This window comes from uncultured Ruegeria sp., assembly GCF_947504215.1.
GTDB lineage: Bacteria > Pseudomonadota > Alphaproteobacteria > Rhodobacterales > Rhodobacteraceae > Ruegeria.
In genome coordinates, this window is sequence record NZ_CANNGO010000008.1 from 120,540 (window position 1) to 143,864 (window position 23,325).

24 protein-coding genes are annotated in these 23,325 nt (G+C 56.0%); 13 read left to right on the forward strand and 11 right to left on the reverse strand.

What is annotated here, in order from left to right; translation table 11 throughout:
* The first annotated feature begins 108 nt into the window (after positions 1–108).
* Together Q1B21_RS15125 and secB are read left to right on the forward strand one after the other, a co-directional pair.
* A complete protein-coding gene (locus Q1B21_RS15125; protein WP_299890587.1) occupies positions 109–609 on the forward strand; it encodes an FxsA family protein in 501 nt (166 codons plus the stop codon).
* Positions 610–663: 54 nt separating this feature from the next.
* The gene (gene secB / locus Q1B21_RS15130) at positions 664–1,164 is read left to right on the forward strand and encodes a protein-export chaperone SecB (protein WP_298935867.1); all 501 of its coding nucleotides are present in this window, start codon (positions 664–666) and stop codon (positions 1,162–1,164) included.
* A 24-nt stretch (positions 1,165–1,188) separates the two neighbouring features.
* On the opposite strand, the gene dnaQ is transcribed toward secB, so the two are convergent.
* Genes dnaQ through Q1B21_RS15150 form a run of 4 tightly spaced genes read right to left on the reverse strand, consistent with a single transcriptional unit; the run spans position 1,189 to position 3,923 of the window.
* Positions 1,189–1,911: a DNA polymerase III subunit epsilon gene (gene dnaQ / locus Q1B21_RS15135; protein ID WP_298935868.1), complete on the reverse strand. Its 723-nt coding sequence runs from the start codon at positions 1,909–1,911 to the stop codon at positions 1,189–1,191.
* The gene (gene coaE, locus Q1B21_RS15140; protein WP_298935869.1) at positions 1,904–2,497 is read right to left on the reverse strand and encodes a dephospho-CoA kinase; all 594 of its coding nucleotides are present in this window, start codon (positions 2,495–2,497) and stop codon (positions 1,904–1,906) included. Before coaE ends, dnaQ begins: the two co-directional genes overlap by 8 nt.
* Positions 2,494–3,327 carry a shikimate dehydrogenase gene (locus Q1B21_RS15145; protein WP_299890590.1) on the reverse strand — a complete coding sequence of 278 codons (834 nt, stop codon included), beginning with the start codon at positions 3,325–3,327 and terminating at the stop codon, positions 2,494–2,496. Before Q1B21_RS15145 ends, coaE begins: the two co-directional genes overlap by 4 nt.
* Complete coding sequence (locus tag Q1B21_RS15150; RefSeq protein ID WP_299890592.1) at positions 3,324–3,923, reverse strand: nucleoside triphosphate pyrophosphatase; 600 nt, start codon at positions 3,921–3,923, stop codon at positions 3,324–3,326. The genes Q1B21_RS15145 and Q1B21_RS15150 overlap by 4 nt, the downstream gene beginning before the upstream one ends.
* Before the next feature lie 403 nt (positions 3,924–4,326).
* Here Q1B21_RS15150 and Q1B21_RS15155 point away from each other — a divergent pair, with 403 nt between their 5' ends.
* From Q1B21_RS15155 to Q1B21_RS15185, 7 genes are all read left to right on the forward strand, one after another.
* The gene (locus tag Q1B21_RS15155) at positions 4,327–4,776 is read left to right on the forward strand and encodes a CopD family protein (RefSeq protein WP_299081184.1); all 450 of its coding nucleotides are present in this window, start codon (positions 4,327–4,329) and stop codon (positions 4,774–4,776) included.
* Positions 4,777–4,901: 125 nt separating this feature from the next.
* Positions 4,902–6,173, forward strand: a complete 1,272-nt coding sequence (gene rho, locus Q1B21_RS15160) for a transcription termination factor Rho (RefSeq protein WP_298935873.1) — start codon at positions 4,902–4,904, stop codon at positions 6,171–6,173.
* A gap of 30 nt (positions 6,174–6,203) precedes the next feature.
* Positions 6,204–7,490: a tRNA uridine-5-carboxymethylaminomethyl(34) synthesis GTPase MnmE gene (gene mnmE, locus Q1B21_RS15165; protein ID WP_299890595.1), complete on the forward strand. Its 1,287-nt coding sequence runs from the start codon at positions 6,204–6,206 to the stop codon at positions 7,488–7,490.
* A gap of 12 nt (positions 7,491–7,502) precedes the next feature.
* On the forward strand, positions 7,503–9,365 hold the full coding sequence (mnmG, locus tag Q1B21_RS15170) for a tRNA uridine-5-carboxymethylaminomethyl(34) synthesis enzyme MnmG (protein ID WP_299890597.1): 1,863 nt from the start codon (positions 7,503–7,505) through the stop codon (positions 9,363–9,365).
* The gene (gene rsmG / locus Q1B21_RS15175) at positions 9,362–9,982 is read left to right on the forward strand and encodes a 16S rRNA (guanine(527)-N(7))-methyltransferase RsmG (RefSeq protein ID WP_299890599.1); all 621 of its coding nucleotides are present in this window, start codon (positions 9,362–9,364) and stop codon (positions 9,980–9,982) included. The genes mnmG and rsmG overlap by 4 nt, the downstream gene beginning before the upstream one ends.
* Positions 9,975–10,778: a ParA family protein gene (locus tag Q1B21_RS15180; protein ID WP_298935878.1), complete on the forward strand. Its 804-nt coding sequence runs from the start codon at positions 9,975–9,977 to the stop codon at positions 10,776–10,778. Before rsmG ends, Q1B21_RS15180 begins: the two co-directional genes overlap by 8 nt.
* 20 nt (positions 10,779–10,798) lie before the next feature.
* Complete coding sequence (locus Q1B21_RS15185) at positions 10,799–11,695, forward strand: ParB/RepB/Spo0J family partition protein (RefSeq protein ID WP_299890601.1); 897 nt, start codon at positions 10,799–10,801, stop codon at positions 11,693–11,695.
* Here Q1B21_RS15185 and Q1B21_RS15190 read toward each other — a convergent pair.
* From Q1B21_RS15190 to rph, 4 genes are read right to left on the reverse strand one after another with little or no spacing between them, the layout of a single operon-like run.
* Positions 11,685–12,038, reverse strand: coding sequence for a YbaN family protein (locus tag Q1B21_RS15190; RefSeq protein WP_299081172.1), 354 nt, complete (start codon positions 12,036–12,038; stop codon positions 11,685–11,687). The two genes, Q1B21_RS15185 and Q1B21_RS15190, sit on opposite strands and share 11 nt — an antisense overlap.
* Before the next feature lie 3 nt (positions 12,039–12,041).
* Positions 12,042–13,196 carry a radical SAM family heme chaperone HemW gene (hemW, locus tag Q1B21_RS15195; RefSeq protein WP_299890603.1) on the reverse strand — a complete coding sequence of 385 codons (1,155 nt, stop codon included), beginning with the start codon at positions 13,194–13,196 and terminating at the stop codon, positions 12,042–12,044.
* Positions 13,186–13,800: an RdgB/HAM1 family non-canonical purine NTP pyrophosphatase gene (gene rdgB / locus Q1B21_RS15200; RefSeq protein ID WP_299890605.1), complete on the reverse strand. Its 615-nt coding sequence runs from the start codon at positions 13,798–13,800 to the stop codon at positions 13,186–13,188. The genes hemW and rdgB overlap by 11 nt, the downstream gene beginning before the upstream one ends.
* The gene (rph, locus tag Q1B21_RS15205) at positions 13,797–14,510 is read right to left on the reverse strand and encodes a ribonuclease PH (RefSeq protein WP_298935883.1); all 714 of its coding nucleotides are present in this window, start codon (positions 14,508–14,510) and stop codon (positions 13,797–13,799) included. The genes rdgB and rph overlap by 4 nt, the downstream gene beginning before the upstream one ends.
* 112 nt (positions 14,511–14,622) lie before the next feature.
* On the opposite strand from rph, the gene hrcA reads away from it, so the two are divergent.
* Positions 14,623–15,687 carry a heat-inducible transcriptional repressor HrcA gene (hrcA, locus tag Q1B21_RS15210; protein ID WP_298935884.1) on the forward strand — a complete coding sequence of 355 codons (1,065 nt, stop codon included), beginning with the start codon at positions 14,623–14,625 and terminating at the stop codon, positions 15,685–15,687.
* Positions 15,688–15,697: 10 nt separating this feature from the next.
* The gene (locus tag Q1B21_RS15215) at positions 15,698–16,261 is read left to right on the forward strand and encodes a nucleotide exchange factor GrpE (RefSeq protein ID WP_298935886.1); all 564 of its coding nucleotides are present in this window, start codon (positions 15,698–15,700) and stop codon (positions 16,259–16,261) included.
* Between the two features lie 57 nt (positions 16,262–16,318).
* Here the strand turns inward: Q1B21_RS15215 and mutS are convergent, their stop codons facing one another.
* Positions 16,319–18,934: a DNA mismatch repair protein MutS gene (mutS, locus tag Q1B21_RS15220; RefSeq protein WP_299890702.1), complete on the reverse strand. Its 2,616-nt coding sequence runs from the start codon at positions 18,932–18,934 to the stop codon at positions 16,319–16,321.
* 160 nt (positions 18,935–19,094) lie between these two features.
* On the opposite strand from mutS, the gene Q1B21_RS15225 reads away from it, so the two are divergent.
* Together Q1B21_RS15225 and Q1B21_RS15230 are read left to right on the forward strand one after the other, a co-directional pair.
* A complete protein-coding gene (locus Q1B21_RS15225; RefSeq protein WP_299081167.1) occupies positions 19,095–21,350 on the forward strand; it encodes an NADP-dependent malic enzyme in 2,256 nt (751 codons plus the stop codon).
* 3 nt (positions 21,351–21,353) lie between these two features.
* Positions 21,354–22,226 carry a ribokinase gene (locus Q1B21_RS15230; protein WP_299890609.1) on the forward strand — a complete coding sequence of 291 codons (873 nt, stop codon included), beginning with the start codon at positions 21,354–21,356 and terminating at the stop codon, positions 22,224–22,226.
* Here Q1B21_RS15230 and msrA read toward each other — a convergent pair.
* The gene (gene msrA, locus Q1B21_RS15235) at positions 22,223–22,894 is read right to left on the reverse strand and encodes a peptide-methionine (S)-S-oxide reductase MsrA (protein ID WP_299890611.1); all 672 of its coding nucleotides are present in this window, start codon (positions 22,892–22,894) and stop codon (positions 22,223–22,225) included. The two genes, Q1B21_RS15230 and msrA, sit on opposite strands and share 4 nt — an antisense overlap.
* 115 nt (positions 22,895–23,009) lie before the next feature.
* Complete coding sequence (locus tag Q1B21_RS15240; protein ID WP_299890613.1) at positions 23,010–23,291, reverse strand: SCP2 sterol-binding domain-containing protein; 282 nt, start codon at positions 23,289–23,291, stop codon at positions 23,010–23,012.
* Positions 23,292–23,325: the final 34 nt, after the last annotated feature.

The following is a 23,325-nucleotide window of genomic DNA, read 5'->3' on the forward strand; positions in this document are numbered from 1 at the left end:
TTCATTCTCTTTTCAGCGCCGAGACTTTGTGTACACGGCCTCATGCCACTATGTAGGTGACAGTTGGTGGCAAGTCCACAGCCCCAGCTATGAGAAAGGATAGCGCAAATGTACCTGTTCTTGGCATTTTTGTTGGTGCCTATCATCGAAATCGCTCTGTTCATTCAGGTTGGCGGGTTGATCGGTCTTTGGCCTACGCTTGCGATTGTAGTCCTGACAGCGGTTTTGGGCACCGTTCTGGTTCGGACACAAGGTCGCATGGCACTGGGACAATTGCAGCGTTCATTTGCCGAACTTGATGATCCGACCGAGCCGCTTGCCCACGGCGCCATGATCCTGCTGTCGGGGGCATTGCTGCTGACGCCGGGCTTTTTCACAGACGCAGTTGGGTTTGCCCTGTTGATCCCGGGCTTCAGGATGGCGGTTTTTCGCTATCTGAAATCCAAAGTCAAAGTCACTCAGTTTCAGATGGGTCCAGGCCCTGGCTTTCAAAACACCAAGGCCCCGTTTGATCGGGATGGCGTGATTGACGGAGAATTCACCGAGGTTCGGCCCAGAAAAAACCCTTCAAAGCCGTCCAAATGGGTAGAAGGCCCGCCCGAGCATTGAGGTGTCGCGCCCAACTTGCTAAGCAGTGGCGATTTTTACATTTGGAGTAGATCCATGGCCGAAGAAAACGCTGCAGAAAACACTGCGGCACCATCCGCCCCGCAGGTTCAGATGCGTGTTTTGGGGCAGTTCATCCGGGATATGTCGTTTGAGAACGTGATGGCTCAAAAAGGCGTGTCCGGCGATGTTCAGCCCGAAATCGCCGTTCAGGTGAACCTTGATGCCAAGAAGCGCCCGACCGATAATCAATACGAAGTGTCGATCAAGCTGAACCTGAAATCTAAGGCCAAAGGTCTGGAAGACGTGCTGTTCCTTTGCGAGCTTGACTACTGCGGTCTGTTCCACATCGAAGGTGTGCCAGAGGATCAACTGCATCCGTTCCTGATGATCGAATGCCCGCGGATGTTGTTCCCATTCCTGCGCCGCATCGTCAGCGATATTACCCGTGACGGTGGCTATCCGCCGGTCAATCTGGACAATATCGACTTTGTCAGCCTGTATCGCAATGAGCTGGCGCGCCGCCAGGCGCAGCAGGCGCAAAGCGCTGACGCTTAAGGTTTTGACCCGCGCCTGACCGGATCAGGCGCGGGTCCAAAGGGCGTTTTCGCCCAGCTTCTCAACAAAAGTCTCATGCGCTGCTTGCTCATCTTCGGTAATTCGGGATGGCAGTGCCGTTGCGCGTGGGGATGGTCGCCAGTCATCACCGCCACCTGCGGCCGTCGAGCCCGATGCAGACAGGCCAAAATCGGGTTGCCGCCCGCCGATCAGCTCCAGATACACCTCGGCCAGAATTTCAGAGTCGAGCAAAGCGCCATGCAATACCCGGTTCGAGTTATCGATGTTGAACCGTCGGCACAGAGCATCCAGCGACGCGGGCGAGCCCGGAAAGCGTTTGCGCGCAATCGCCAGCGTGTCGAGCGCCTGATCCATCGGCAGCGGCGGCAGGCCCATCCAGCCAAGTTCGGCGTTCAGGAACTTCATATCGAACGACGCATTGTGGATCACCAGTTTCGCGTCGCCAACAAAATCGCGGAATCCCTGACCCACTTTGGCGAAGACTGGCTTGTCTTTCAGGGTCACCTGACCTTTTTCAATCGGGCGCGGTGGCTCCAGAAGGTCGGGTCCAATGCCGTGAACACCAAACGCCTCCTCGGGCATGGATCGTTCCGGGTTGATATAGACATGATAAGTTTCGCCGGTGGCCACGTGGTTCCACAGCTCAACCGCGCCGATCTCTACAATCCGATCACCGCTTTCGGGGTCAAATCCCGTGGTTTCGGTATCGAGTACAATCTCACGCATCTGCCAATCCCGCCCGTATCTGCCTGACCACATCCTGCACCTGTGCGCGGGCATGGTCCAGCGTGTCGGTGACAATCACATAATCCGACCGCGCAGATTTTTCGTCATTTGGCATCTGTTTGGCTCGGATCTGTTCAAACTGTGCCTCGGTCATCGTTCCACGCTCCATCACACGGCGCGTCTGCTCCTCGGCTGGGATCGACACGCAAGCCACGGCGTCCATTGCCGCGTCACCCCCAGTTTCAAACAACAGTGGGATGTCAAACACCAGAATATCTGCGGTCGTGCTGTCGCGAAATGCGGCCCGATCTGCAGCAACCAGTGGATGCACAATCGTTTCAATGGTTTTCAAGGCTGTCGGATCACCTGAAATAATCTGCTTTAGCGCGTCCCGGTTCACGGCACCATCCGCGACCGCAGACGGAAAGGCGGTTCTCATGGGCTCAACCGCTGCGCCACCTTTTGAATACAGCCGGTGAACGGCATCATCCGCATCCCAAAGCGCACATCCTTCGTCGACAAACATTTGTGCTGTGGTGCTTTTGCCCATTCCAATGGACCCAGTCAGACCCAAGGCGAAGCTCATGCTAAAGCAGCAGCGCGGGTGTCTGCGTCTACGTCAGGGCGAATTCCAAACCAGCGCTCGAATCCAGGTACGGCTTGGTGCAACAGCATTCCCAATCCGTCGACCGTGGTGCATCCAGCATCGTCAGCTGTTTGCAAAAGACGCGTTTTCAAAGGGGTGTAGACCAAATCGGTGACCACAGCACCGGGCTGCAATCCATCCAACGGCACCCGCAATTCCGGCTGGCCCTGCATGCCCAAAGATGTTGTGTTGACCACCAGCTCTGCGTTTTCAATCACATTACCTGCCTGAACCCAATCGACCACTCTAATGCGCTGGCCGAACTCCTCTTTCAAATGATCCGCTCGGGCCCGAGTTCGATTGGTCAGCAGTATTTCCGGAACTCCGGCATCCGCAAGGGCCTGCAAGACAGCACGCGCCGCGCCTCCGGCGCCAAACACAACGGCCGGGCCGTCCGAGGCGCTCCAGTCGGGCGCACCGCTGCACAGGTTTTCCATGAATCCGTATCCATCCGTGTTGTCGGCATGAATTGACCCGTCGTCACGAAACACCAGCGTGTTCGCAGCGCCGATGACCGTCGCCCTGTCCGACGCGTGATCGGCCAGCCGCAACGCAGCCTCTTTATGTGGAACCGTAACGTTTGCGCCGACAAAGCCCGCCTTTGGCAATGTTCGCAAAACGGTCTCGAGATCTACCGGAACCACGTCCATTGGAACATAATGCCCCGGCAAACCATAGGTTTTCAGCCAATGACCATGCAGCTTGGGTGAGCGCGAGTGCCCAATGGGATGCCCAATCACACCAGCCAGCGGAACCCGAGTGTCCGTCATTGATCAATCACCCCTTTGACAGCCAGAAAATTTAGCAGCTCCAGTAAAGGCATACCCAAGACGTTAAAATAGTCCCCGTCAATGGTGGCGAACAGGCGCACGCCTTCTTCCTCCAGCTTGTAGGCCCCGACAGCATGGCGGATGCTGTCCCAATTCCGCGCGACATAATCGTTCAGATATGCATCGGAACTGGCGCGCATGCGAAGACGTACCTGGCCAACATGCCGCCAGACCGGTTCACCATCCTGATAGATCACCGCAGCTGATAGCAGCATGTGCCGCTTGCCCCGCATCATCTTAAGCTGCGCCAACGCCTCTTCTCGCGTATCGGGCTTTGACAACAATCGGCCCTCAAAATCCAGAACCTGATCGCACCCAAGAACCATTGGCCCCGGGTTCTTGTCACTGATCCTGCGCGCCTTCATTTCTGCCAGCGCGTCCGCAACATCGCGGGGCGGGGCATCCTCTGCCAACAGCGCGCGTTTCATGGTATCCTCATCTACGCGCGCGATCTGAACGGTATGAGGCACCCCTGCGTTTTCCAGCAGCTGCGTTCGGATTGAAGACCCTGATGCCAGGATGATGGGGACAGACATGTGGACAACCCCGTGCGCAAATCATTGAGAGTTCTGGGGTGCTTTTTATGGTTTTCCGGTTGACACGCAACCCTGGGAGTCTCGCGTCAGACTTCCCCGAGTCGCCCTAAAAAAGTCCAGCAGGGACAAGAATAACTGTGACAAAAGGAACAACTCAAGTTTCCGGAATTACCCAGAGAGTTATCCCCACTAGAGTGATGATATTTTCGTTATAAGTACTTGTTTTAATTGTGTTAAATTTTGTATTAACAGAATCACTTATGATGGAAAAGATTCTGTCCACCTGGGGAAAATATAGGTGTAAAAAAGTAATCCACTGATTCCGGCCTCCCTACAAAACCATCATCCTTTTTCTTTTCTTATATTTTTATTAGGTAGGTCCCGAACAAAGCCGAGAACCAAAATGACCGATCTTCTTTTCACGCTGTACCCATGGGTGAAGTCGCTTCATATCATGGCCGTCATCTCGTGGATGGCTGGTCTGTTCTATCTTCCCAGATTGTTCGTCTATCACGTCGAAAAAGCGCAGTCCGTCGATGGGGCGCAAGAGATTTTCTTCGAAATGGAGCACAAGCTGCTGCGCGTGATTATGGGACCCGCAAGTATCGTGGCCTGGGTGTGCGGATTGATCATGGTCTTTACTCCCGGCATCGTCGGCTGGGACTATAGCTGGCCCTGGGTCAAGGGCGCAGCTGTGATCGGCATGACGTGGTTTCATCATTGGCTGATGGCACGGCGTAAAGACTTCTTAGAGGGGCGTAACACGCTCACAGGGCGTCAGTACCGCATGATGAACGAGGTTCCGACCGTCTTGATGGTAGTGATCGTTCTGGCCGTGATATTGAAATTCTGAGGCCTGTTTGACTCCGACCGCTTTGGCGCTTATGAAAGGCGCAACACGCCCGTCCGGGCGGCGTATCTTCCAAGTTGAAATTCCATTCTGGTGCCGCGATCCCTGCGGCCGAGGTCCGTATCATAATGACTACTGAATCCCTGAATCTGGCTGATCTGAAAGCCAAAAGCCCCAAAGACCTTCTGGCCATGGCCGAAGAGCTGGAAATCGAAAACGCCTCGACCATGCGAAAAGGCGAGATGATGTTCCAGATCCTCCGCGAACGCGCGGATGAGGGCTGGGTCGTGGGCGGCGACGGTGTGCTTGAGGTTCTGCAGGATGGGTTCGGCTTTCTGCGGTCGCCCGAGGCGAACTATCTGCCCGGCCCGGATGATATCTATGTCTCTCCGGATATGATCCGCCTGCACTCGCTGCGCACCGGTGACACGGTCGAGGGTGATATCAAAGCACCTGATGAGAGTGAGCGCTATTTCGCGCTAACCAAAGTTACCAAGATCAACTTTGAAGAGCCCGAGAAAGCCAAGCACAAAGTCGCTTTTGACAACCTGACACCGCTGTATCCGGATGAGCGTCTGAAGATGGAGATCGAAGATCCGACCATCAAGGACAAATCGGCCCGCGTGATTGACTTGGTCTCACCCATCGGGAAAGGCCAGCGGTCGCTGATCGTGGCACCTCCACGGACCGGTAAAACGGTCATCCTGCAAAATATCGCTCATTCGATCGAACAGAACCATCCGGAGTGCTACCTGATCGTTCTGCTGATCGACGAACGCCCGGAAGAGGTGACCGACATGCAGCGTTCGGTGAAGGGTGAGGTTGTTTCTTCTACCTTCGACGAACCGGCGACGCGCCACGTGGCCGTGTCTGAGATGGTGATCGAAAAAGCCAAGCGTTTGGTCGAACATAAACGAGATGTTGTTATTCTTCTCGATTCGATCACAAGACTTGGTAGAGCTTTTAACACAGTAGTCCCATCTTCGGGTAAAGTTCTGACCGGTGGTGTGGATGCAAACGCCCTGCAACGACCCAAGCGTTTCTTTGGTGCGGCACGGAATATCGAAGAGGGTGGTTCGCTGACCATCATCGCCACCGCTCTGATCGACACTGGTAGCCGGATGGACGAAGTGATCTTTGAAGAATTCAAAGGCACCGGTAACTCGGAAATCGTGCTGGATCGCAAGATCGCAGACAAGCGCGTGTTCCCTGCGATCGACATCCTTAAATCCGGTACCCGGAAAGAGGACCTGCTGGTCGATAAGGGCGATCTGGCCAAGACCTTTGTCCTACGCCGTATCCTGAACCCGATGGGCACCACCGACGCGATTGAGTTCCTGTTGTCCAAGTTGAAACAGACCAAGACGAACGGTGAGTTCTTCGATTCGATGAATACCTGACATAGGTCTTAACCGACGCGAGGCCTTCGAATGGATACGATCTTCGCCTTGGCCAGCGCGCAAGGCAAAGCCGGAGTGGCTGTCATTCGCTTGTCTGGCCCGCGCGCGCATCATGCTGCAGCCACCCTTACTGGCGGAGAGTTGTCTGCCAGAGGTATGAAACTGTGTACGCTTCGTGACCCGTCTGGGTCACGTTTAGATGATGGGCTGGTTCTGACCTTCCAGGCACCCGCAAGCTTTACCGGCGAAGATGTGGCCGAACTGCAGATCCACGGAAGTACGGCTTCAGTAAACGCGGTGCTGCGGTGTCTGTCCGAGGCGGATGGCCTGCGCTTGGCAGACCCCGGTGAGTTCACACGTCGGGCCTTGGAAAACGGGAAGATGGATCTGACGCAGGTCGAAGGACTTGCGGATCTGATTGACGCCGAAACTGAGGCGCAGCGGAAGCAGGCCCAGACCATTCTTGCCGGTAAGCTGGGCGGGCTGGCGGAACGATGGCGACGCGATTTGATACGTGCAGCCTCTCTGTTGGAAGCGGTCATCGACTTTGCTGATGAGGAGGTTCCAGCAGATGTGACACCCGAAGTACATGATCTTGTATCGCGTGTCATGACCGATCTGAAACGCGAGGCGGCCGGTGTTAAGATAGCCGAACGGATCCGAACCGGGTTTGAAGTTGCCATTGTTGGTTTGCCGAATGCAGGAAAATCCACATTGTTGAATGCATTGGCCGGGCGTGAAGCGGCGATTACATCTGAATACGCGGGAACGACCCGGGATGTCATCGAAGTTCGAATGGATCTGGCGGGATTGCCGGTGACTTTGTTGGACACGGCAGGATTGCGGGACACCCAGGACTATGTAGAAAACCTGGGAATCGAGCTGGCCAGAAAGCGCGCCGAGGCGGCAGACCTTCGGGTGTTCTTGACGGAATCACCAAAGGAACTGGGTGTTCCAATGCAAGACGGTGACATCCAGGTTTTGCCCAAAGCAGACCTGCGAGCAGAGTCAGACGGTGGCATCTCTGGTAAGACGGGGCAGGGTATCGATACGCTGATATCCCAGATTTCGTATATACTTGGTCATAGATATACTAGCCATGGTATCGCCACACGCGAACGTCATCGTGTTGCGATTGTTAAAGCTGTGGATGCTCTTGGATCAGCAATGGCGGTTCTGGAATCAGGCCCAGACTTGTATGATATCGCAGCGGAAGAGCTGCGAACTGCGATCCGGGCCCTTGAATCTCTGGTCGGAAGAATAGATGTCGAAACCCTGTTGGATGAAATCTTCTCCAGCTTTTGTCTCGGTAAGTGAGGAGTGTTTCACGTGAAACATTCGAATTTCGATGTGGTCGTGATTGGTGCAGGTCATGCGGGCACCGAAGCTGCGCATGCGGCCGCGAGAATGGGTGCGGCCACCGCTCTGGTAACGCTGTCGGCGGCAGATATCGGTGTTATGTCCTGTAACCCGGCGATTGGCGGACTGGGAAAAGGGCACCTGGTGCGAGAGATTGATGCACTGGATGGTGTCATGGGCCGAGTTGCGGATCGTGCGGGTATCCAATTTCGCTTATTGAATCGCCGGAAGGGACCTGCCGTTCAAGGACCGCGCACGCAAGCGGACCGGTCGTTGTACAAGGCAGCGATGCAAAAGGAAACGCAGGGCCAGGAACATCTTTCGGTGATCACTGGCGAAGTCGTTGATTTTCTGATGGATAGTGATCGCGTTGTAGGAGTGAAGCTAGGCGACGACTCAGAGATTCCGGCACGTGCTGTCATCCTGACATCCGGCACCTTTCTGCGCGGCGTTATCCATATCGGCGACATTTCTCGCCCGGGTGGCCGTATGGGGGACCGCCCCTCTGTCAAGCTGGCCGAGCGTCTGGACAGCTATAAACTTCCCATGGGGCGGCTCAAAACTGGTACTCCACCGCGTCTGGACGGCCGAACAATTGACTGGTCCGATCTGGCTCGTCAGGACGGTGACGACGAACCGACACTGTTCTCGTTCCTTTCCACATCGGTTATTGCGCCGCAAATCGCTTGCGGAATCACACACACGAACGAACGCACACACGAAATCATCGAAAAGAACCTGGCCAAATCTGCGATGTATGGCGGTCATATCGATGGCGTAGGGCCAAGATATTGTCCTTCGATCGAAGACAAGATCGTTCGGTTTGCCGACAAGGACTCTCATCAAGTCTTCCTCGAACCCGAAGGTGTCAACGATCATACGATTTACCCAAACGGTATTTCGACCTCTTTGCCACAGGATGTTCAGCTAGATTATGTGCGCTCGATCAAAGGGCTTGAAAAAGCTGATATTCTGCAACCAGGATATGCCATTGAGTACGATTATGTAGACCCGCGCGTGCTGACCGCGTCCTTGTCGCTGCCAGAGATCCCGGGACTATATCTTGCGGGTCAAATCAACGGAACAACAGGATATGAGGAGGCGGCGGCCCAAGGTATGGTAGCTGGCCTGAATGCGGCGCTCGAAGTCCGTGTCCGCGAGCCTGCTCACTTCACCCGGGCGGACAGCTATATTGGCGTTATGATCGATGATCTGACGACACGTGGTGTTGCTGAACCTTACCGCATGTTCACCTCTCGGGCCGAGTTCCGCCTGTCGTTGCGCGCGGACAATGCCGATCAACGCCTAACACCACTTGGCCTGAATCTGGGGTGCGTAGGCGCGACCCGACGATCTCATTTTGAAAAGAAAATGCACCAACTTGATGCAGTAAAATCAAGACTGACCGACCGAACTTACACACCAAAAGAGGTGCGGTCCGCAGGTATTAATATCAATCAGGATGGGAATCGTCGCGACGGTATGGCGATCCTGGCATTCCCGGATGTTTCTTTTGATGGGTTGCTGCCTTTGATTCCTGATCTTCACGATGTTGAACCAGGAATCCGCCTGCAAGTCGAGCGTGATGCATTGTATGCGAATTATATTGCCCGACAACAAAGGGATGTCGACGCAATGAAACGCGACGAAGCTTATGTAATCCCGCGAGCATTTGACTATTTCGCGCTGGATGGATTGTCATCCGAGATGAAGCAAAAGCTTTCTCAGGCCAAGCCAGAGAACATCGCGCAGGCCAGTCGGGTGGAGGGGGTTACGCCAGCCGCCCTGACGCTGGTTCTTGCCAAGCTTCGCAAAGAAGCCAGGCGCGCATGACACCTGAGCATTCTCTTTTTGAGGATTTGAATGTTTCACGTGAAACATTTTCCCGGCTTATAACATATGTCGATTTGATAAATCGCTGGAATCCGAAGATCAATTTGGTCTCTCGAAACAGCTTGTCTGATATCTGGGAGCGTCACATCCTTGATTCCGTTCAGGTTTACAGATGTGCTGATGAATTTCGAAGTTGGGTGGACCTTGGCAGTGGCGGCGGTTTCCCGGGTATGGTTTGCGCCATAATGGCAGCTGATGAATCGCCGCAAGCCCGTTTTTCGCTTGTAGAAAGCGATCAAAGAAAATCCGCGTTCCTACGCAGTGTTGCGCGGGAATGTGGCCTTGATTGCAAAGTCATCTCCAAGCGAATCGAGGCCGTTGATGGGCTGGACGCAGATATCATATCAGCCCGGGCTTTGGCAGATCTGCGCACGTTATTGTCTTTTTGTGACAGGCATTTAAGTAAAAATGGGACAGCTTTGTTGCCGAAAGGCGCAAACTGGAAAAAAGAGCTAGGTGAAGCGCGCGAGGAATGGAATTTCGACGCGGAGCCGATTACAAGTTTAACTGAACCCCAGGCCGTTATCCTTAAGATCAAAGGAGTATCACGTGGTTGATCTGTCTCGTCCTTCAGGGCCTCGTATTATTGCGGTAGCCAATCAGAAGGGCGGGGTTGGAAAAACGACGACGGCGATCAATCTGGCAGCCGGTTTGGCTGAAGCTGGCTGCAGGGTTTTGGTGGTTGATCTTGATCCACAGGGAAACGCATCAACCGGCTTGGGTGTAGAGGATCGGGATTGGACCACTTATGATCTGATCCTTGATGACGCGCCGCTTGAGGCGGTTGTACAGGAAACGGAAATCGGCGGCTTATATGTTGTTCCGGCGACTGTGGATCTGAGCTCGGCTGATATTGAGCTCATTTCGAATGAAAAACGCAGCTATCTTTTGCATGATGCATTGCGCCAAACCGCAATCGATCCATTTGAGCTGGATTTTGTCCTGATTGATTGCCCGCCATCGCTGAACCTGTTGACCGTGAACGCAATGGTCGCGGCCCATTCCATACTGGTTCCGCTGCAAAGTGAATTCTTTGCTTTGGAAGGGCTTTCGCAACTCATGCTCACGATTCGAGAGGTGCGGCAGACCGCAAATCCGGACCTGAGAATCGAAGGTGTTGTGTTGACCATGTATGACAACCGCAACAACTTGTCCCGCCAGGTCGAAAAGGATGCACGTGACAATCTGGGAGAGATGGTCTTTAAGACCAAGATACCCAGAAATGTGCGGGTCAGCGAAGCGCCGTCTTATGCGCTGCCAGTTTTGCAATATGACTCGGGCTCGCTTGGAGCGATGGCTTATCGGCATCTGGCACGCGAGGTCATGCACAAGAACAATAAAGCCGCCGCCTGAGCGGTAGTGAGGAGGGCGACGTGAGCGCCAAAAAGACAAAACCAAGGGGCTTGGGGCGCGGGTTGTCTGCCCTAATGGCCGATGTCACGCAGGATTCCGAGGGGCGCTTGCCGACGACGTCGCGGCGCCCTGACCTGAATGTTCCGATTGAAAAGCTGCGCGCCAACCCAAACCAGCCACGCCGGACCTTTATGCCCGAGCAGCTAGATGAACTGGCTGCATCGGTGAAGGAAAAAGGCATCATTCAGCCTTTGATCGTCCGTTCAGTGGGTGGTGGCGCGTACGAGATCGTAGCGGGCGAACGGCGCTGGCGCGCTGCGCAAATGGCACAACTGCATGAAATCCCTGTAATTGTTCGTGAATTTGACGACACCGAGGTTCTGGAAGTCGCGATTATCGAAAACATTCAGCGGGCAGATCTGAACGCGGTGGAAGAAGCGGCAGGCTACAAACAGCTTATGGACCGCTTTGGCCACACTCAAGAAAAGCTTGCCGAAGCGCTGGGAAAAAGCCGAAGCCATATCGCCAACCTTCTGCGCCTGCTTTCGCTGCCAATGGATGTGCAGTCGTTCGTGATCCAAGGGAAATTATCTGCCGGGCATGCAAGGGCTTTGATCACCGCAGAGAATCCGTCAGAGCTGGCCAAGATCATCGTTCGCGATGGTTTGTCGGTGCGTGCGACGGAAAGCCTGGTTAAAAAACAGCAGCAAGGCGAAGTAAAGGGCCCAACACCTCGGCCCAGAAACCTGGATTCGGGGAAAGATGCGGATACGCGCGCCTTGGAAAAGGATTTGTCAGCCATCCTGGCGATGAAAGTGACAATCAATCACAAGCCCGGTACGGAAACGGGGCAGGTGGTGCTGACCTATGAAAACCTGGACCAGCTTGACGATCTTTGCGCCAAGCTCAGCCGTTAGGGCGGGTCCAGATAAAGACCATAACGCCCGACAAGACGATGGCCTGAATGATCAGTACGTGATTTGGCGCCGACATCACGACGGATAATCCAAACACGGCGGCAACGGAAACAGTTGCCGCTTTTTTTGCACCGGGTCGAATTGCGCCCGAGTTTTGCCAATCCTGGATCATTGGGCCAAATACCCGGTGGCTGAGCAGCCAATTGTGCAGCCTGGACGAAGAGCGGGCGAAAAAGAACGCGGCCAGTAAAAGAAAAGGGACCGTTGGCAACAGTGGTAGCACGATTCCGATCACGGCCAGTGCGACACACAGCAATCCCAGCGCGGCCCAAAGATAATGCATGCGCTACCCTAATAGCTCTCGGATGACAGCGTTCAGAAGAGCGCGCCCGTTCTTGGTTGCAATAAGCCTGCCGTCTTGATGCGTGATCATGCCCATTTCAGAAAGCTCATCAATTTTTGAAGCAGATAAAGAATCTCCTGATAGCTGCTCGAATCTATCTATATATAGACCTTCGGATAACCTCATACACATCATAAGGTATTCATTGGCCTGGTCCTGAGAAGAAAGTACGCTGCGTTCCTTTTCACCCGACCCTGAAGCAGCGGCAGTCAGCCACCCATTCGGAGACAGGTAGGTCTCGGTTGCAAATTTGCGATCATCTAACGTGATCCGGCCGTGTGCACCCGGCCCAATGCCGACGTAATCGCCATAGCGCCAATAGATCAGATTGTGCTGCGACTCGGCCCCGGGGCGCGCATGATTGGAGACTTCGTAAGCCGGTAACCCATGGGCTTCGCAAATATCTTGTGTGGCTAGATACATGTCAGCTGCACTGTCGTCTTCTGGCAGGCCGCGCAGTTTGCCAACGGCGTAGCGGTCTCCAAAGGCTGTCCCATCCTCAATCGTCAGCTGATACAGCGACAGGTGATCCACCGCCATGGACAGAGCTTCTGTCAACTCAGAGCACCAGGCATCCAGTGTTTGGTGCTGTCGTGCGTAGATCAGGTCAAAGCTGACGCGATCAAAGCAGTTGCGGGCAATGTCAAAGGCCGATCGTGCTTCGGCCACTGTATGAATGCGCCCCAACCGACGCAGATCATCGTCGTTCAACGCCTGAACGCCCATCGAAATCCGATTGACACCGGCGTCGCGATAGGCGGCAAACCGGCTGGCTTCGACGGACCCGGGGTTGGCCTCGAGAGTGATTTCCATGTTATTGGAGGGGCGCCAGAGTGCGCGGGCTTCATCAATTACCGCAGCCACGGTTTCCGGTGCCATCAACGACGGCGTACCTCCGCCAAAGAAGATTGTGTTCAATACCCGGTCCGGCGTTTCCGCTGCAGATCTCTTTAGCTCACTCAGATAGGATGTAAGCCATTGTTTTTGATTAATATTACGTGATACATGGCTGTTGAAGTCGCAATAGGGGCACTTGGCCTCGCAAAAGGGCCAGTGCACGTACAGGCCAAAGCCCCCGTTGCGCCAATCATCTGCCAAAACAGCCTTTCACGAACATCTCCATTGCGCGACCGCGATGGCTGATCTTGTTCTTTTCCCAGCGATCCATCTCGGCAAAGGTAATGTCGTGACCGTCGGGGACAAACATTGGGTCATAGCCAAACCCATCTTTACCGCGAATAGGCCAGACGAGGTGGCCGGGGGCGATGCCCTCGAACACTTCGTCATGGCCGTCGGGCCATGCTAAAACCAATGTGCTACGGAACTGTGCGGTACGCGGATGCGCTGCGTTCCTGGCTTCAAGTTCGTTGTGGGCACGGGTCATCGCCATCAGGAAATCCCGGCCATTGCCGGTTTCGGCCCAGTCAGCGGTGTAAACGCCCGGCGCGCCGTTCAGCGCATCGATGGTGATCCCGGAATCGTCCGACAGGGCAGGCAGGCCGGTGGCCTTCGCAGCGGCATGTGCCTTGATCCGGGCATTGCCGACGAAAGTATCCTCGGTTTCCTCCGGCTCGGGCAAGTTCATATCACCAGCACCAACAACACTTACGCCAAAAGGCTCAAGCAGATGCGCCACTTCCTCAAGCTTGCCGTTGTTATGCGTGGCCACCAACAGCCTGTCCCCGTCGAACTTGCGGGTCATGCGGCGGCGGCCTTTTGCGCGGCAACCAATTCGCCGACGCCTTTTTCAGCCAGATCCATCAGTTGATTCATCTGATCACGGCTAAAGACCGAGCCTTCGGCGCTCATCTGCACTTCGATCAGCTTTTTTGTGCCGGTCATGATGAAGTTACCATCAACACCCGCTTCACTGTCTTCGGGATAGTCCAAGTCGAGCACTGGCTGACCGGCATAGATACCGCAGGACACGGCAGCCACCGGATCGACCAGCGGGTCCGAAATCACATCACCTGTTTTCATCAATTTGTTCACCGCCAGACGCAGCGCGACCCAGCCGCCGGTGATCGAGGCACAACGGGTGCCGCCGTCGGCCTGGATCACATCGCAATCCACGGTGATCTGACGCTCACCCAGCGCAACCCGGTCCACGCCCGCGCGCAAGGACCGGCCGATCAGTCGTTGGATTTCCACAGTGCGACCACCTTGCTTGCCACTGGCTGCTTCGCGCCGCATTCGCGTGTTGGTTGCGCGGGGCAGCATGCCGTATTCGGCAGTGACCCAACCTAGCCCTGACCCCTTGATGAACGGTGGTACGCGATCCTCGATTGTGGCGGTGCACAGCACATGAGTGTCACCCATTTTGATCAGGCAGGAACCTTCGGCATGTTTGGTGAAACCGGTCTCAATTGAAACCGCGCGCATTTCGTTTAGATCACGTCCTGAGGGTCGCATTGGAAATCCTTTGTTTGCTGGGTTGGGGATAACGCCCCGTAGCGTTACGATGCAACCCCGATTGACCTTTCGTATGCCTGCTATTTAATGACAATCCAGCAAGGGATTGCCGATGAGCGAAGCGAGCAAAATTCTGGACGAGATGAATGACCGGTCCCGCGAGGTGTTCCGGCTGATCGTCGAAAGCTATCTGGACAGCGGCGAACCGGTCGGCAGCCGCACCTTGACGCGCACCCTGTCGGAAAAGGTCAGCGCCGCGACCGTGCGCAATGTCATGCAAGATCTGGAGTTTCTGGGGCTGCTCGACAGCCCTCATATCAGCGCCGGCCGAATACCAACCCAGCAGGGACTGCGGATGTTCGTGGATGGGTTGCTGGAAGTCGGAGATCTGGGCGCGGACGATCGTCAAAAGCTGGACGACACGCTTGGCGGCAATGCCGGTGATGTTGGCGGAATGCTGGATCGGGTTGGATCGGCCCTGTCACACGTGACACATGGGGCGTCCCTTGTTCTCACGCCCAAGCAAGAATCCGAGATTAAGCATATCGAGTTTGTTGCACTTGCTCATGATCGCGCTTTGGTGGTTTTGGTTTTTGCTGACGGGCACGTGGAAAACCGCCTGTTCACCCCGCCACCCGGCCAAACGCCAAGTTCCATGCGCGAGGCGGCGAATTTCCTGAACGCGCTGATCGAGGGTCGGACCCTCAGCGAAGTACGTCGTCAGATGCAAACCCAGATAACAGCCCGCCGCCAAGAGATCGATGTCCTGGCCCGCGAAATGGTTGATAGCGGAATGGCGGCCTGGGACGGAGATGGATCAGATTCCGCTCGCCTGATCGTCCGGGGGCGGGCGAATCTGCTGGGTGATCCGGGTGAAGCAGAGGAGTTGGACCGTATTCGTACGTTGTTTGACGACCTAGAACGCAAGCGTGACATTGCCGAATTCCTTGAATTGACCGAAGAAGGTGAAGGTGTGCGCATTTTTATTGGGTCTGAGAACAAACTTTTCTCACTTTCGGGTTCCTCTTTGGTGGTGTCTCCATATATGAACGCTGATCGTAAGATAATCGGTGCGGTCGGGGTCATCGGGCCCACACGTCTGAATTACGGACGGATCGTGCCGATCGTGGATTATACGGCGCAACTGGTTGGCAAGCTGATATCCGACCGGAGCTAGAGGTTAAGAAATGGCAGAGCCCAAGAACGAAGATTTTCTGGACGACATCGCAACCGCCGAGGCGGAAGAGCTGGCGGATGAATTTGCAGAAATCAGCGATGACGCGCTGGAGCTTGATGAGCTGCGCGCCGAGCGCGATGAATATAAAGACAGATTCATGCGCGCGCTGGCGGACGCTGAAAACGCCCGAAAGCGGGGCGACAAGGCGCGTCGGGATGCTGAGCAATATGGCGGATCGAAACTGGCGCGCGACATGTTGCCGGTTTACGACAACATGAAACGCGCCCTGGAAGCCGCGACCGACGAGCAGAAAGAAGTCGCTGGCGCCCTGCTGGAAGGCGTTGAACTGACCATGCGCGCCCTTAAGGACGTGTTCCAAAAACATGGGATCGAAGTGATCACACCCCAGGTCGGCGATCGGTTTGATCCAAATATGCACGAAGCGATGTTCGAAGCGCCTTTGCCCGGTACCCGTGCCGGAGACATTATTCAAGTGTCGGCCGAAGGCTTCATGTTGTACGACCGTCTGCTGCGCCCGGCGCAGGTTGGCGTGTCATCCATGCCTGCAAGCTGATTGGCTTCTTGAAGCCAAGCCTTCGGCGAGAGTATTTTTGAAAAGATGAAGGGGCGGTCAGGGTTTGGCCGCCTCTTTCAATTTGTAGATCAGGTCGAGCGCTTCGCGTGGGGACAGCTCATCCGGTAAAATGTCATCCAGCATATCCGTGACGGGTGACGATTTAGGTGTCGGGGGCGGTGGAGGCGCTGCGGCCGAAAACAGGGGCAGGTCATCGATCAATGCCTTTTGCTTGCCGCCCTCTCGTTCGGTTTTTTCCAACTGGTCGAGAACAATGCGGGCGCGGTCGACCACGGAAGCAGGAAGGCCAGCCAATTGGGCCACCTGAACCCCATAGGACCGATCAGCGGCCCCTTTGTGGACTTCATGTAGGAAGATGACCTCGCCTTCCCACTCCTTAACGGTAACGGTGGCGTTTTCGACGCCCTCCAGCTTTCCGGCTAGCGCTGTCAGTTCGTGGTAGTGGGTGGCAAATAGGGCACGGCATTGGTTTGCCGCGTGTAGATGTTCCAGCGTGGCCCAGGCGATTGACAGGCCGTCATAAGTGGCCGTTCCGCGACCGATTTCATCCAATATGACCAAAGCGTGCTTATCAGCCTGATTTAGGATCGCGGCTGTCTCGACCATTTCAACCATGAAGGTTGAGCGTCCCCGTGCCAGGTCATCCGATGCGCCGACACGGCTGAATAACTGGCTGACAACACCGATATGCGCCTGCTCTGCAGGAACGTAGCTGCCCATTTGGGCGAGCAGTGCGATCAGTGCATTTTGGCGCAGGAAGGTTGATTTACCGGCCATGTTCGGCCCGGTTAGAAGCCAGACGGCAGATCCTGCGTCCGTACTTAGATCACAGTCGTTGGCGACGAAGGCATCACCGCTTTGCTGGCGCAGCGCGTGTTCGACGACCGGATGGCGCCCACCCCGTACGTCAAATGCACGCGAAGCGTCGACATGCGGACGGCACCAGTTTTCACCCCGCGCCAGATCGGCCAGTGCAGCGGTCAGGTCCAGCTCAGCTAACCCGCGGGCGGCTTGGTTCAGATGTGCTGCTCTGGCTAAAATCTCGCCAGAAAGCCTTTGGTAGAGCCGTTTTTCGATTTCTAACGCCAGATTTCCTGCATTCAGGATACGCGTTTCGATCTCAGACAGTTCTACCGTTGTGAACCGCACTTGATTGGCGGTTGTTTGGCGGTGGATATAGGTTTCACTGAACGGTAGGTTCAGCATTTTTTGCGCATGCGTTGCCGTGGTTTCGATAAAATAGCCCAGCACATTGTTGTGCTTGATTTTCAGCGAAGTGATGCCGGTGTCTGCTGCGTATTTCTGTTGGAAGCCAGCGATGACCGAACGGCCCTCGTCGCGCAATGTGCGGGCCTCGTCCAGTTCGGCGTCAAGGCCGGGGGCAATGAAACCGCCATCGCGGGTCAGCAAAGGGGGTTCGGCCACGAGCGCTTCGTCCAGCAGAGCCAGAAGATCATCGAATCCAACTAGCTTTTGCACGGCGGTCGCGAGCAAGACCGGCAGATCGTGATCAGAGCAAAGCGCCGCAATGGCAGAAGCCTGCGTCAGGCCATTGCGAATGGCGGCCAGATCACGCGGGCCGCCGCGGTCCAGCGAAAGGCGGGACAGGGCGCGGTCTAAGTCAGGGGTTCTGCGCAAGGCTTCGCGCAGGTCCGACGAAATCAGGCTGTCTTCGGCGGCAAATGCAACCGCGTCCAGTCGCCCGTTGATGATATCCAGACTGCGCGATGGGCTGGATAAGCGCTGCTCCAGCAAGCGTGCGCCGCCCGGTGTGACAGTGCGATCCACCACAGACAGCAGCGACCCAGCGCGACCGCCTGATAGCGACCGGGTCAGTTCCAGATTGCGCCGTGTGGCGGCATCGATCTGGACAACGCGGTCCTCGGATTCTTTCAGTGGCGTTTGCAGCAGGGGCAGTTTGCCTTTCTGCGTAATCTCGAGATAGTCGATCAGCGCGCCCATTGCGGATACTTCGGCGCGACTGAAATTCCCGAATGCGTCCAGAGCGCCCACGTGAAACAGCCCGCAAATGCGTTTTTCTGCCGCCGTGCTGTCGAAGCTGGCGCGTCCCACTGGAGTCAGCGAAATGCCGAGATCGCGAACTGGTTCCTGCAAGGTTTGCTCGGACCCATCGGCCACAATCAACTCGGATGGCGCCAACCGTGCCAACTCAGGGCTTAGCCGAACCGAGGTCAATGACATCACGTGAAACGCTCCGGTTGAGATATCGGCCCAGGCCAGCGCGGCGTCCTCCCGAACTTCGGAATACGCGGCCAGAAAGTTATGCCGCCGCGCCTCTAGCAGAGCGTCTTCGGTCAGTGTGCCAGGGGTGACCAAACGCACAACATCCCGCTTTACGACCGATTTAGAGCCTCTTTTTTTTGCTTCAGCGGGGCTTTCCATCTGCTCACAAACAGCCACACGAAACCCTTTGCGGATCAGCGTCAGCAAATAGCCTTCGGCGGCATGAACCGGCACGCCGCACATCGGAATGTCGTCACCATTGTGCTTGCCGCGCTTGGTGAGGGCGATGTCGAGCGCCTCGGCGGCGTTGACCGCGTCTTCAAAAAACATCTCGTAGAAATCGCCCATACGGTAGAACAGCAGGGCGTCTGCATGGGCTTCTTTGATCGCGAGATATTGCGCCATCATCGGCGTGACTGTGGACAAGGCTTATCCCTTCAGGCGTATTCCGGTCGCGACCTTACAAACCCACTATCCGCTGTGAAAGGTGAAAACGTATTGTCGTTGAGGCGCGCACCGGCCTGCGCTATGACGCATCAGCCCCGAAGTCATGGAAACGACCTGTCAAATGCCCAAAGCGAAGATAACCAAAGAAGAGGCGCTGGCCTTTCACCTGGACCCAACCCCCGGCAAGTGGGAGGTGCAGGCCACCGTTCCGATGACCACGCAGCGGGATCTGTCGCTGGCCTACAGCCCCGGTGTCGCTGTTCCATGTGAAGCAATCGCGGAAAACCCCGAAACGGCGTATGACTACACCAACAAAGGCAATCTGGTCGCCGTGATCTCAAACGGGACGGCGGTTCTGGGCCTTGGCAACCTAGGGGCGCTGGGCTCGAAACCGGTGATGGAAGGTAAATCGGTTCTGTTCAAGCGGTTCGCTGATGTGAACTCGATCGATATCGAGCTCGACACCGAAGACCCGGATGAGTTTTGCCGCGCCGTGCGGCTGATGGGACCCACGTTCGGCGGTATCAACCTCGAAGACATCAAGGCGCCTGAGTGCTTCATTATCGAACAGCGCCTGAAGGAAGAGATGGATATTCCCGTCTTCCACGATGATCAGCACGGTACGGCGGTGATCTGTGCGGCCGGATTGCTGAATGCGCTGCAGATCTCGGGCAAGAAGATTGAAGATGTGAAAATCGTTCTCAACGGTGCGGGCGCTGCTGGGATTGCGTGTATCGAACTTCTCAAGGCGATGGGCGCGCGGCATGAAAACTGCATCGTTTGTGACACCAAGGGTGTGATCTATCAGGGCCGAACCGAGGGAATGAACCAGTGGAAATCGGCCCACGCTATCTCCACTGAATTGCGCACCCTGGAAGAGGCAATGAAGGACGCGGATGTGTTCCTAGGCGTGTCGGTCAAGGGGGCCGTAACGCAGGATATGGTTGTCTCGATGGCCGACAACCCGGTCATTTTTGCGATGGCCAACCCTGATCCGGAAATTACGCCAGAGGAGGCGCACGAGGTCCGCGTTGATGCGATCGTCGCCACGGGCCGCAGTGATTACCCCAACCAGGTGAACAACGTGCTGGGCTTTCCGTACCTGTTCCGGGGTGCGTTGGATATCCATGCCCGGGCCATCAATGATGAAATGAAAATCGCCTGTGCCCATGCGCTTGCGCGGCTTGCGCGCGAGGATGTGCCGGATGAGGTGGCTATGGCCTATGGCAAATCGCTGACTTTTGGTCGCGACTATATCATTCCGACGCCGTTTGATCCGCGCTTGATCCACCGTATTCCACCCGCAGTGGCTAAGGCTGGTATGGATACCGGGGCCGCGCGGCGTCCGATTATCGATATGGATGCCTATGAGCTGAGCCTCAAATCCCGCATGGATCCAACCGCCAGCATCCTGCGCGGCCTGAACGCCCGTGCCCGCGCGGCACAAAGCCGGATGGTCTTTGCCGAGGGCGATGATCCCCGCGTGCTGCGTGCAGCGGTGATGTACCAGCGCTCGGGTTTCGGGAAAGCTTTGGTTGTGGGCCGTGCCGATGACGTCAAAGAAAAGCTTCAGGCAGCGGGGCTGGGCGATGCCGTGCGCGAACTTGAAGTTGTGAATGCGGCAAACACCACGCATCTCGAGACGTATAAGGAATTTCTATATAAACGGTTGCAGCGTAAGGGCTTTGACCACAAAGATATCCATCGGCTGGCAGCCCGTGACCGGCACGTGTTTTCGTCCCTGATGTTGGCCCATGGGCATGCAGACGGGCTGGTGACCGGCGCCACCCGCAAATCGGCACATGTTCTGGATCGAATCAATCATGTGTTTGACGCAGACGCGGTCCATGGCGCCGCAGGTGTAACGGCGTTGCTGCACAAGGGCCGGATCGTTTTGATCGGCGACACGCTGGTGCACGAATGGCCGGATGAAAATGATCTGGCCAATATCGCCGAACGCGCCGCCGCCGTTGCACGCCATATGGGGATCGAGCCGCGCGTCGCCTTTGTCAGCTTCTCGACTTTTGGCTACCCGGTCTCCGAACGGGCCGAGAAGATGCACGTTGCACCGACGGTCCTGGACGCCCGGGGTGTTGATTTTGAATATGAGGGTGAGATGACGGTGGATGTGGCGCTGAATGTCGATCAGCAAGAAGCCTATCCTTTCTCGCGCCTGACCGGTCCTGCAAACATCCTGATCGTGCCCGCGCGGCATTCGGCATCGATTTCAACGAAACTGATGCAGGAAATGGGCGGGGCCACGGTCATCGGGCCGATCCTGTCGGGGATCGACAAGCAGATCCAGATTTGTTCGACCGGTTCGACGGCAAATGACATTCTGAACATGGCCATCCTGGCCTCCTGCGATATTGAGTAAGCCATGACGATCTGGAACCTCGGCTCGATCAATGCGGATATGGTTTATGCTTTGCCGCACTTACCTGCACCCGGAGAAACCCTGGCGGCCAGTGGGCTGGACCGGTTTTTGGGGGGCAAAGGCGCCAATATGTCGGTCGCCGCTGCACGGGCGGGGTCCCGGGTCAGCCATATCGGAGCCGTGGGTACGGATGGGCGCTGGGCAAAGGATCGCCTGACAGAATATGGCGTCGACACACGGTACATTGCCGAGGTTGAGGTTCCCACAGGCCACGCAATCATTGCCGTAGACGCACATGGTGAAAACCTGATCATCCTTTTCCCGGGCGCCAATCACGCGCTGGACACAGCGCAGTTGGGGCAGGCGCTGGCCTCAGCCAATACCGGCGATCTGTTGGTTTTGCAGAACGAAACCAATGCGCAGGTCGAAGCGGCGCGATTGGGGCGCGAGATGGGTTTGACAGTCTGTTACGCCGCAGCGCCGTTTCAGGCGCAGTCGGTTCAGGCCGTTCTGCCTTATCTGGATTTTCTAATCCTAAATGAGGTTGAGGCTGAGCAGCTGCATCAGGACACTGGCCTGGACGCAAAGGATCTGCCCGTTCGGCATGTGATTGTGACCCTGGGCTCCAAGGGCGCACGGTATCTGCAACAGGGATGCGATCCGCTCGAATTTGCCGCACATAAAGTGCAAGCCGTGGATACGACTGGCGCGGGCGACACCTTCACGGGATACGTTCTGGCTGGCATGGACCGGGGTATGCCAATGGAACATGCAATTGCACAGGCGAACCGTGCTGCGGCCCTGATGGTCACGCGGCACGGCACCGCTGATGTCATTCCGGATTTACGAGAGGTGCGCGACGCGCAGTTCGACTAGGACCCGGCGAAAGGCGCAGCGTTTCCCCAAAGCTGTTTGACCCGTGCATCCCGTCCGCAAGCCTGGCGATAGGCTTTATAGGCTTTTTTCTGACGTTTTGGACCAAACCGGGTAAACACCAGTTTTTCACCTTTGTAGTAATCCTGATGGTAAGCCTCGGCCGGGTAAAAGGTCGATTGCTGCAGGATCGGGGTCACGACGGTCTGGTTCAAAGCCGCTTGCGCATTGGCTTTTGCTGCCTCTGCCTGGGCTTTTTCGCCTGTGTTAGAGACGAAAACAGCAGTGCGGTAGCTGTCGCCCCGATCGCAGAATTGGCCGCCTGCATCGGTGGGATCGACCGACCGGAAGAACATGTTCAGCAGCGTTTCACGTGACACACGGGCCGGATCGAACGAGATCTGGACGGCTTCATAGTGGCCCGTGCCCCCTTTGGTCACTTGGTCGTAGGTTGGGCTGGCGGTTGTGCCGCCCGTATAACCGGATACCGCCCCGATTACGCCGGGGACGGATTCGAAATCGGATTCAACACACCAAAAGCACCCGCCCGCCACGGTCAGCGTTTCTGTTCCCGCAGCTGGCGCTGGTTGGGCACGCAACAGGGCAACAAAGACAATCAGTGCAAACAACAGGGTGGGTTTGATGCAGTCGTGATACACAGTCCGTGTCATGGCAAGTCTCCTTCCTGGATCAGCGTGGCCCGACTCCGATCGACTTGCAATTGGCTGAAATGGTTTGTCACGCGCTGGTGAGACGAGTTTATCGCCAGCGCAGCGGTGATGGATTTTAACCCAGCAACTGTCCCAGTTTCATCGCAACACCCATGTTGCCCGAAACCTTAAGTTTGCCCAGCGCCACGCCGGTCATCGGGTTCAGCTTGCCTGTCAACAGCTTGGTGAGGTTGTCTTTGGAGAGGCGAATGGTGCAGTCTGCATCCCGATCCTGTGTCGAGGCCTGATTATCCGCCAAAACGATCACGCCATCCTCACCACAATCGAATTTCAACGACCCGTCAAAGGTCTTGCCATCCAGCCCCTTTTGAATGCCGTTGGCGATGTCCTGAAGCATGATCTTTGTCCTTTCGCTGTTGACGCATGCGTAA

Coding starts and splice junctions, on each gene's coding strand:
- Q1B21_RS15125 (WP_299890587.1), top strand. CDS start 109: ATGTACCTGTTCTTGGCATTTTTGTTGGTGCCTATCATCGAAATCGCT.
- mnmE (WP_299890595.1), top strand. CDS start 6,204: ATGGATACGATCTTCGCCTTGGCCAGCGCGCAAGGCAAAGCCGGAGTG.
- rsmG (WP_299890599.1), top strand. CDS start 9,362: ATGACACCTGAGCATTCTCTTTTTGAGGATTTGAATGTTTCACGTGAA.
- dnaQ (WP_298935868.1), bottom strand. CDS start 1,911: ATGCGTGAGATTGTACTCGATACCGAAACCACGGGATTTGACCCCGAA.
- secB (WP_298935867.1), top strand. CDS start 664: ATGGCCGAAGAAAACGCTGCAGAAAACACTGCGGCACCATCCGCCCCG.
- rph (WP_298935883.1), bottom strand. CDS start 14,510: ATGCGACCCTCAGGACGTGATCTAAACGAAATGCGCGCGGTTTCAATT.
- mutS (WP_299890702.1), bottom strand. CDS start 18,934: ATGATGGCGCAATATCTCGCGATCAAAGAAGCCCATGCAGACGCCCTG.
- Q1B21_RS15240 (WP_299890613.1), bottom strand. CDS start 23,291: ATGCTTCAGGACATCGCCAACGGCATTCAAAAGGGGCTGGATGGCAAG.
- coaE (WP_298935869.1), bottom strand. CDS start 2,497: ATGAGCTTCGCCTTGGGTCTGACTGGGTCCATTGGAATGGGCAAAAGC.
- Q1B21_RS15190 (WP_299081172.1), bottom strand. CDS start 12,038: ATGCATTATCTTTGGGCCGCGCTGGGATTGCTGTGTGTCGCACTGGCC.
- Q1B21_RS15225 (WP_299081167.1), top strand. CDS start 19,095: ATGCCCAAAGCGAAGATAACCAAAGAAGAGGCGCTGGCCTTTCACCTG.
- msrA (WP_299890611.1), bottom strand. CDS start 22,894: ATGACACGGACTGTGTATCACGACTGCATCAAACCCACCCTGTTGTTT.
- Q1B21_RS15155 (WP_299081184.1), top strand. CDS start 4,327: ATGACCGATCTTCTTTTCACGCTGTACCCATGGGTGAAGTCGCTTCAT.
- rho (WP_298935873.1), top strand. CDS start 4,902: ATGACTACTGAATCCCTGAATCTGGCTGATCTGAAAGCCAAAAGCCCC.
- Q1B21_RS15230 (WP_299890609.1), top strand. CDS start 21,354: ATGACGATCTGGAACCTCGGCTCGATCAATGCGGATATGGTTTATGCT.
- Q1B21_RS15145 (WP_299890590.1), bottom strand. CDS start 3,327: ATGACGGACACTCGGGTTCCGCTGGCTGGTGTGATTGGGCATCCCATT.
- hrcA (WP_298935884.1), top strand. CDS start 14,623: ATGAGCGAAGCGAGCAAAATTCTGGACGAGATGAATGACCGGTCCCGC.
- rdgB (WP_299890605.1), bottom strand. CDS start 13,800: ATGACCCGCAAGTTCGACGGGGACAGGCTGTTGGTGGCCACGCATAAC.
- Q1B21_RS15150 (WP_299890592.1), bottom strand. CDS start 3,923: ATGTCTGTCCCCATCATCCTGGCATCAGGGTCTTCAATCCGAACGCAG.
- Q1B21_RS15215 (WP_298935886.1), top strand. CDS start 15,698: ATGGCAGAGCCCAAGAACGAAGATTTTCTGGACGACATCGCAACCGCC.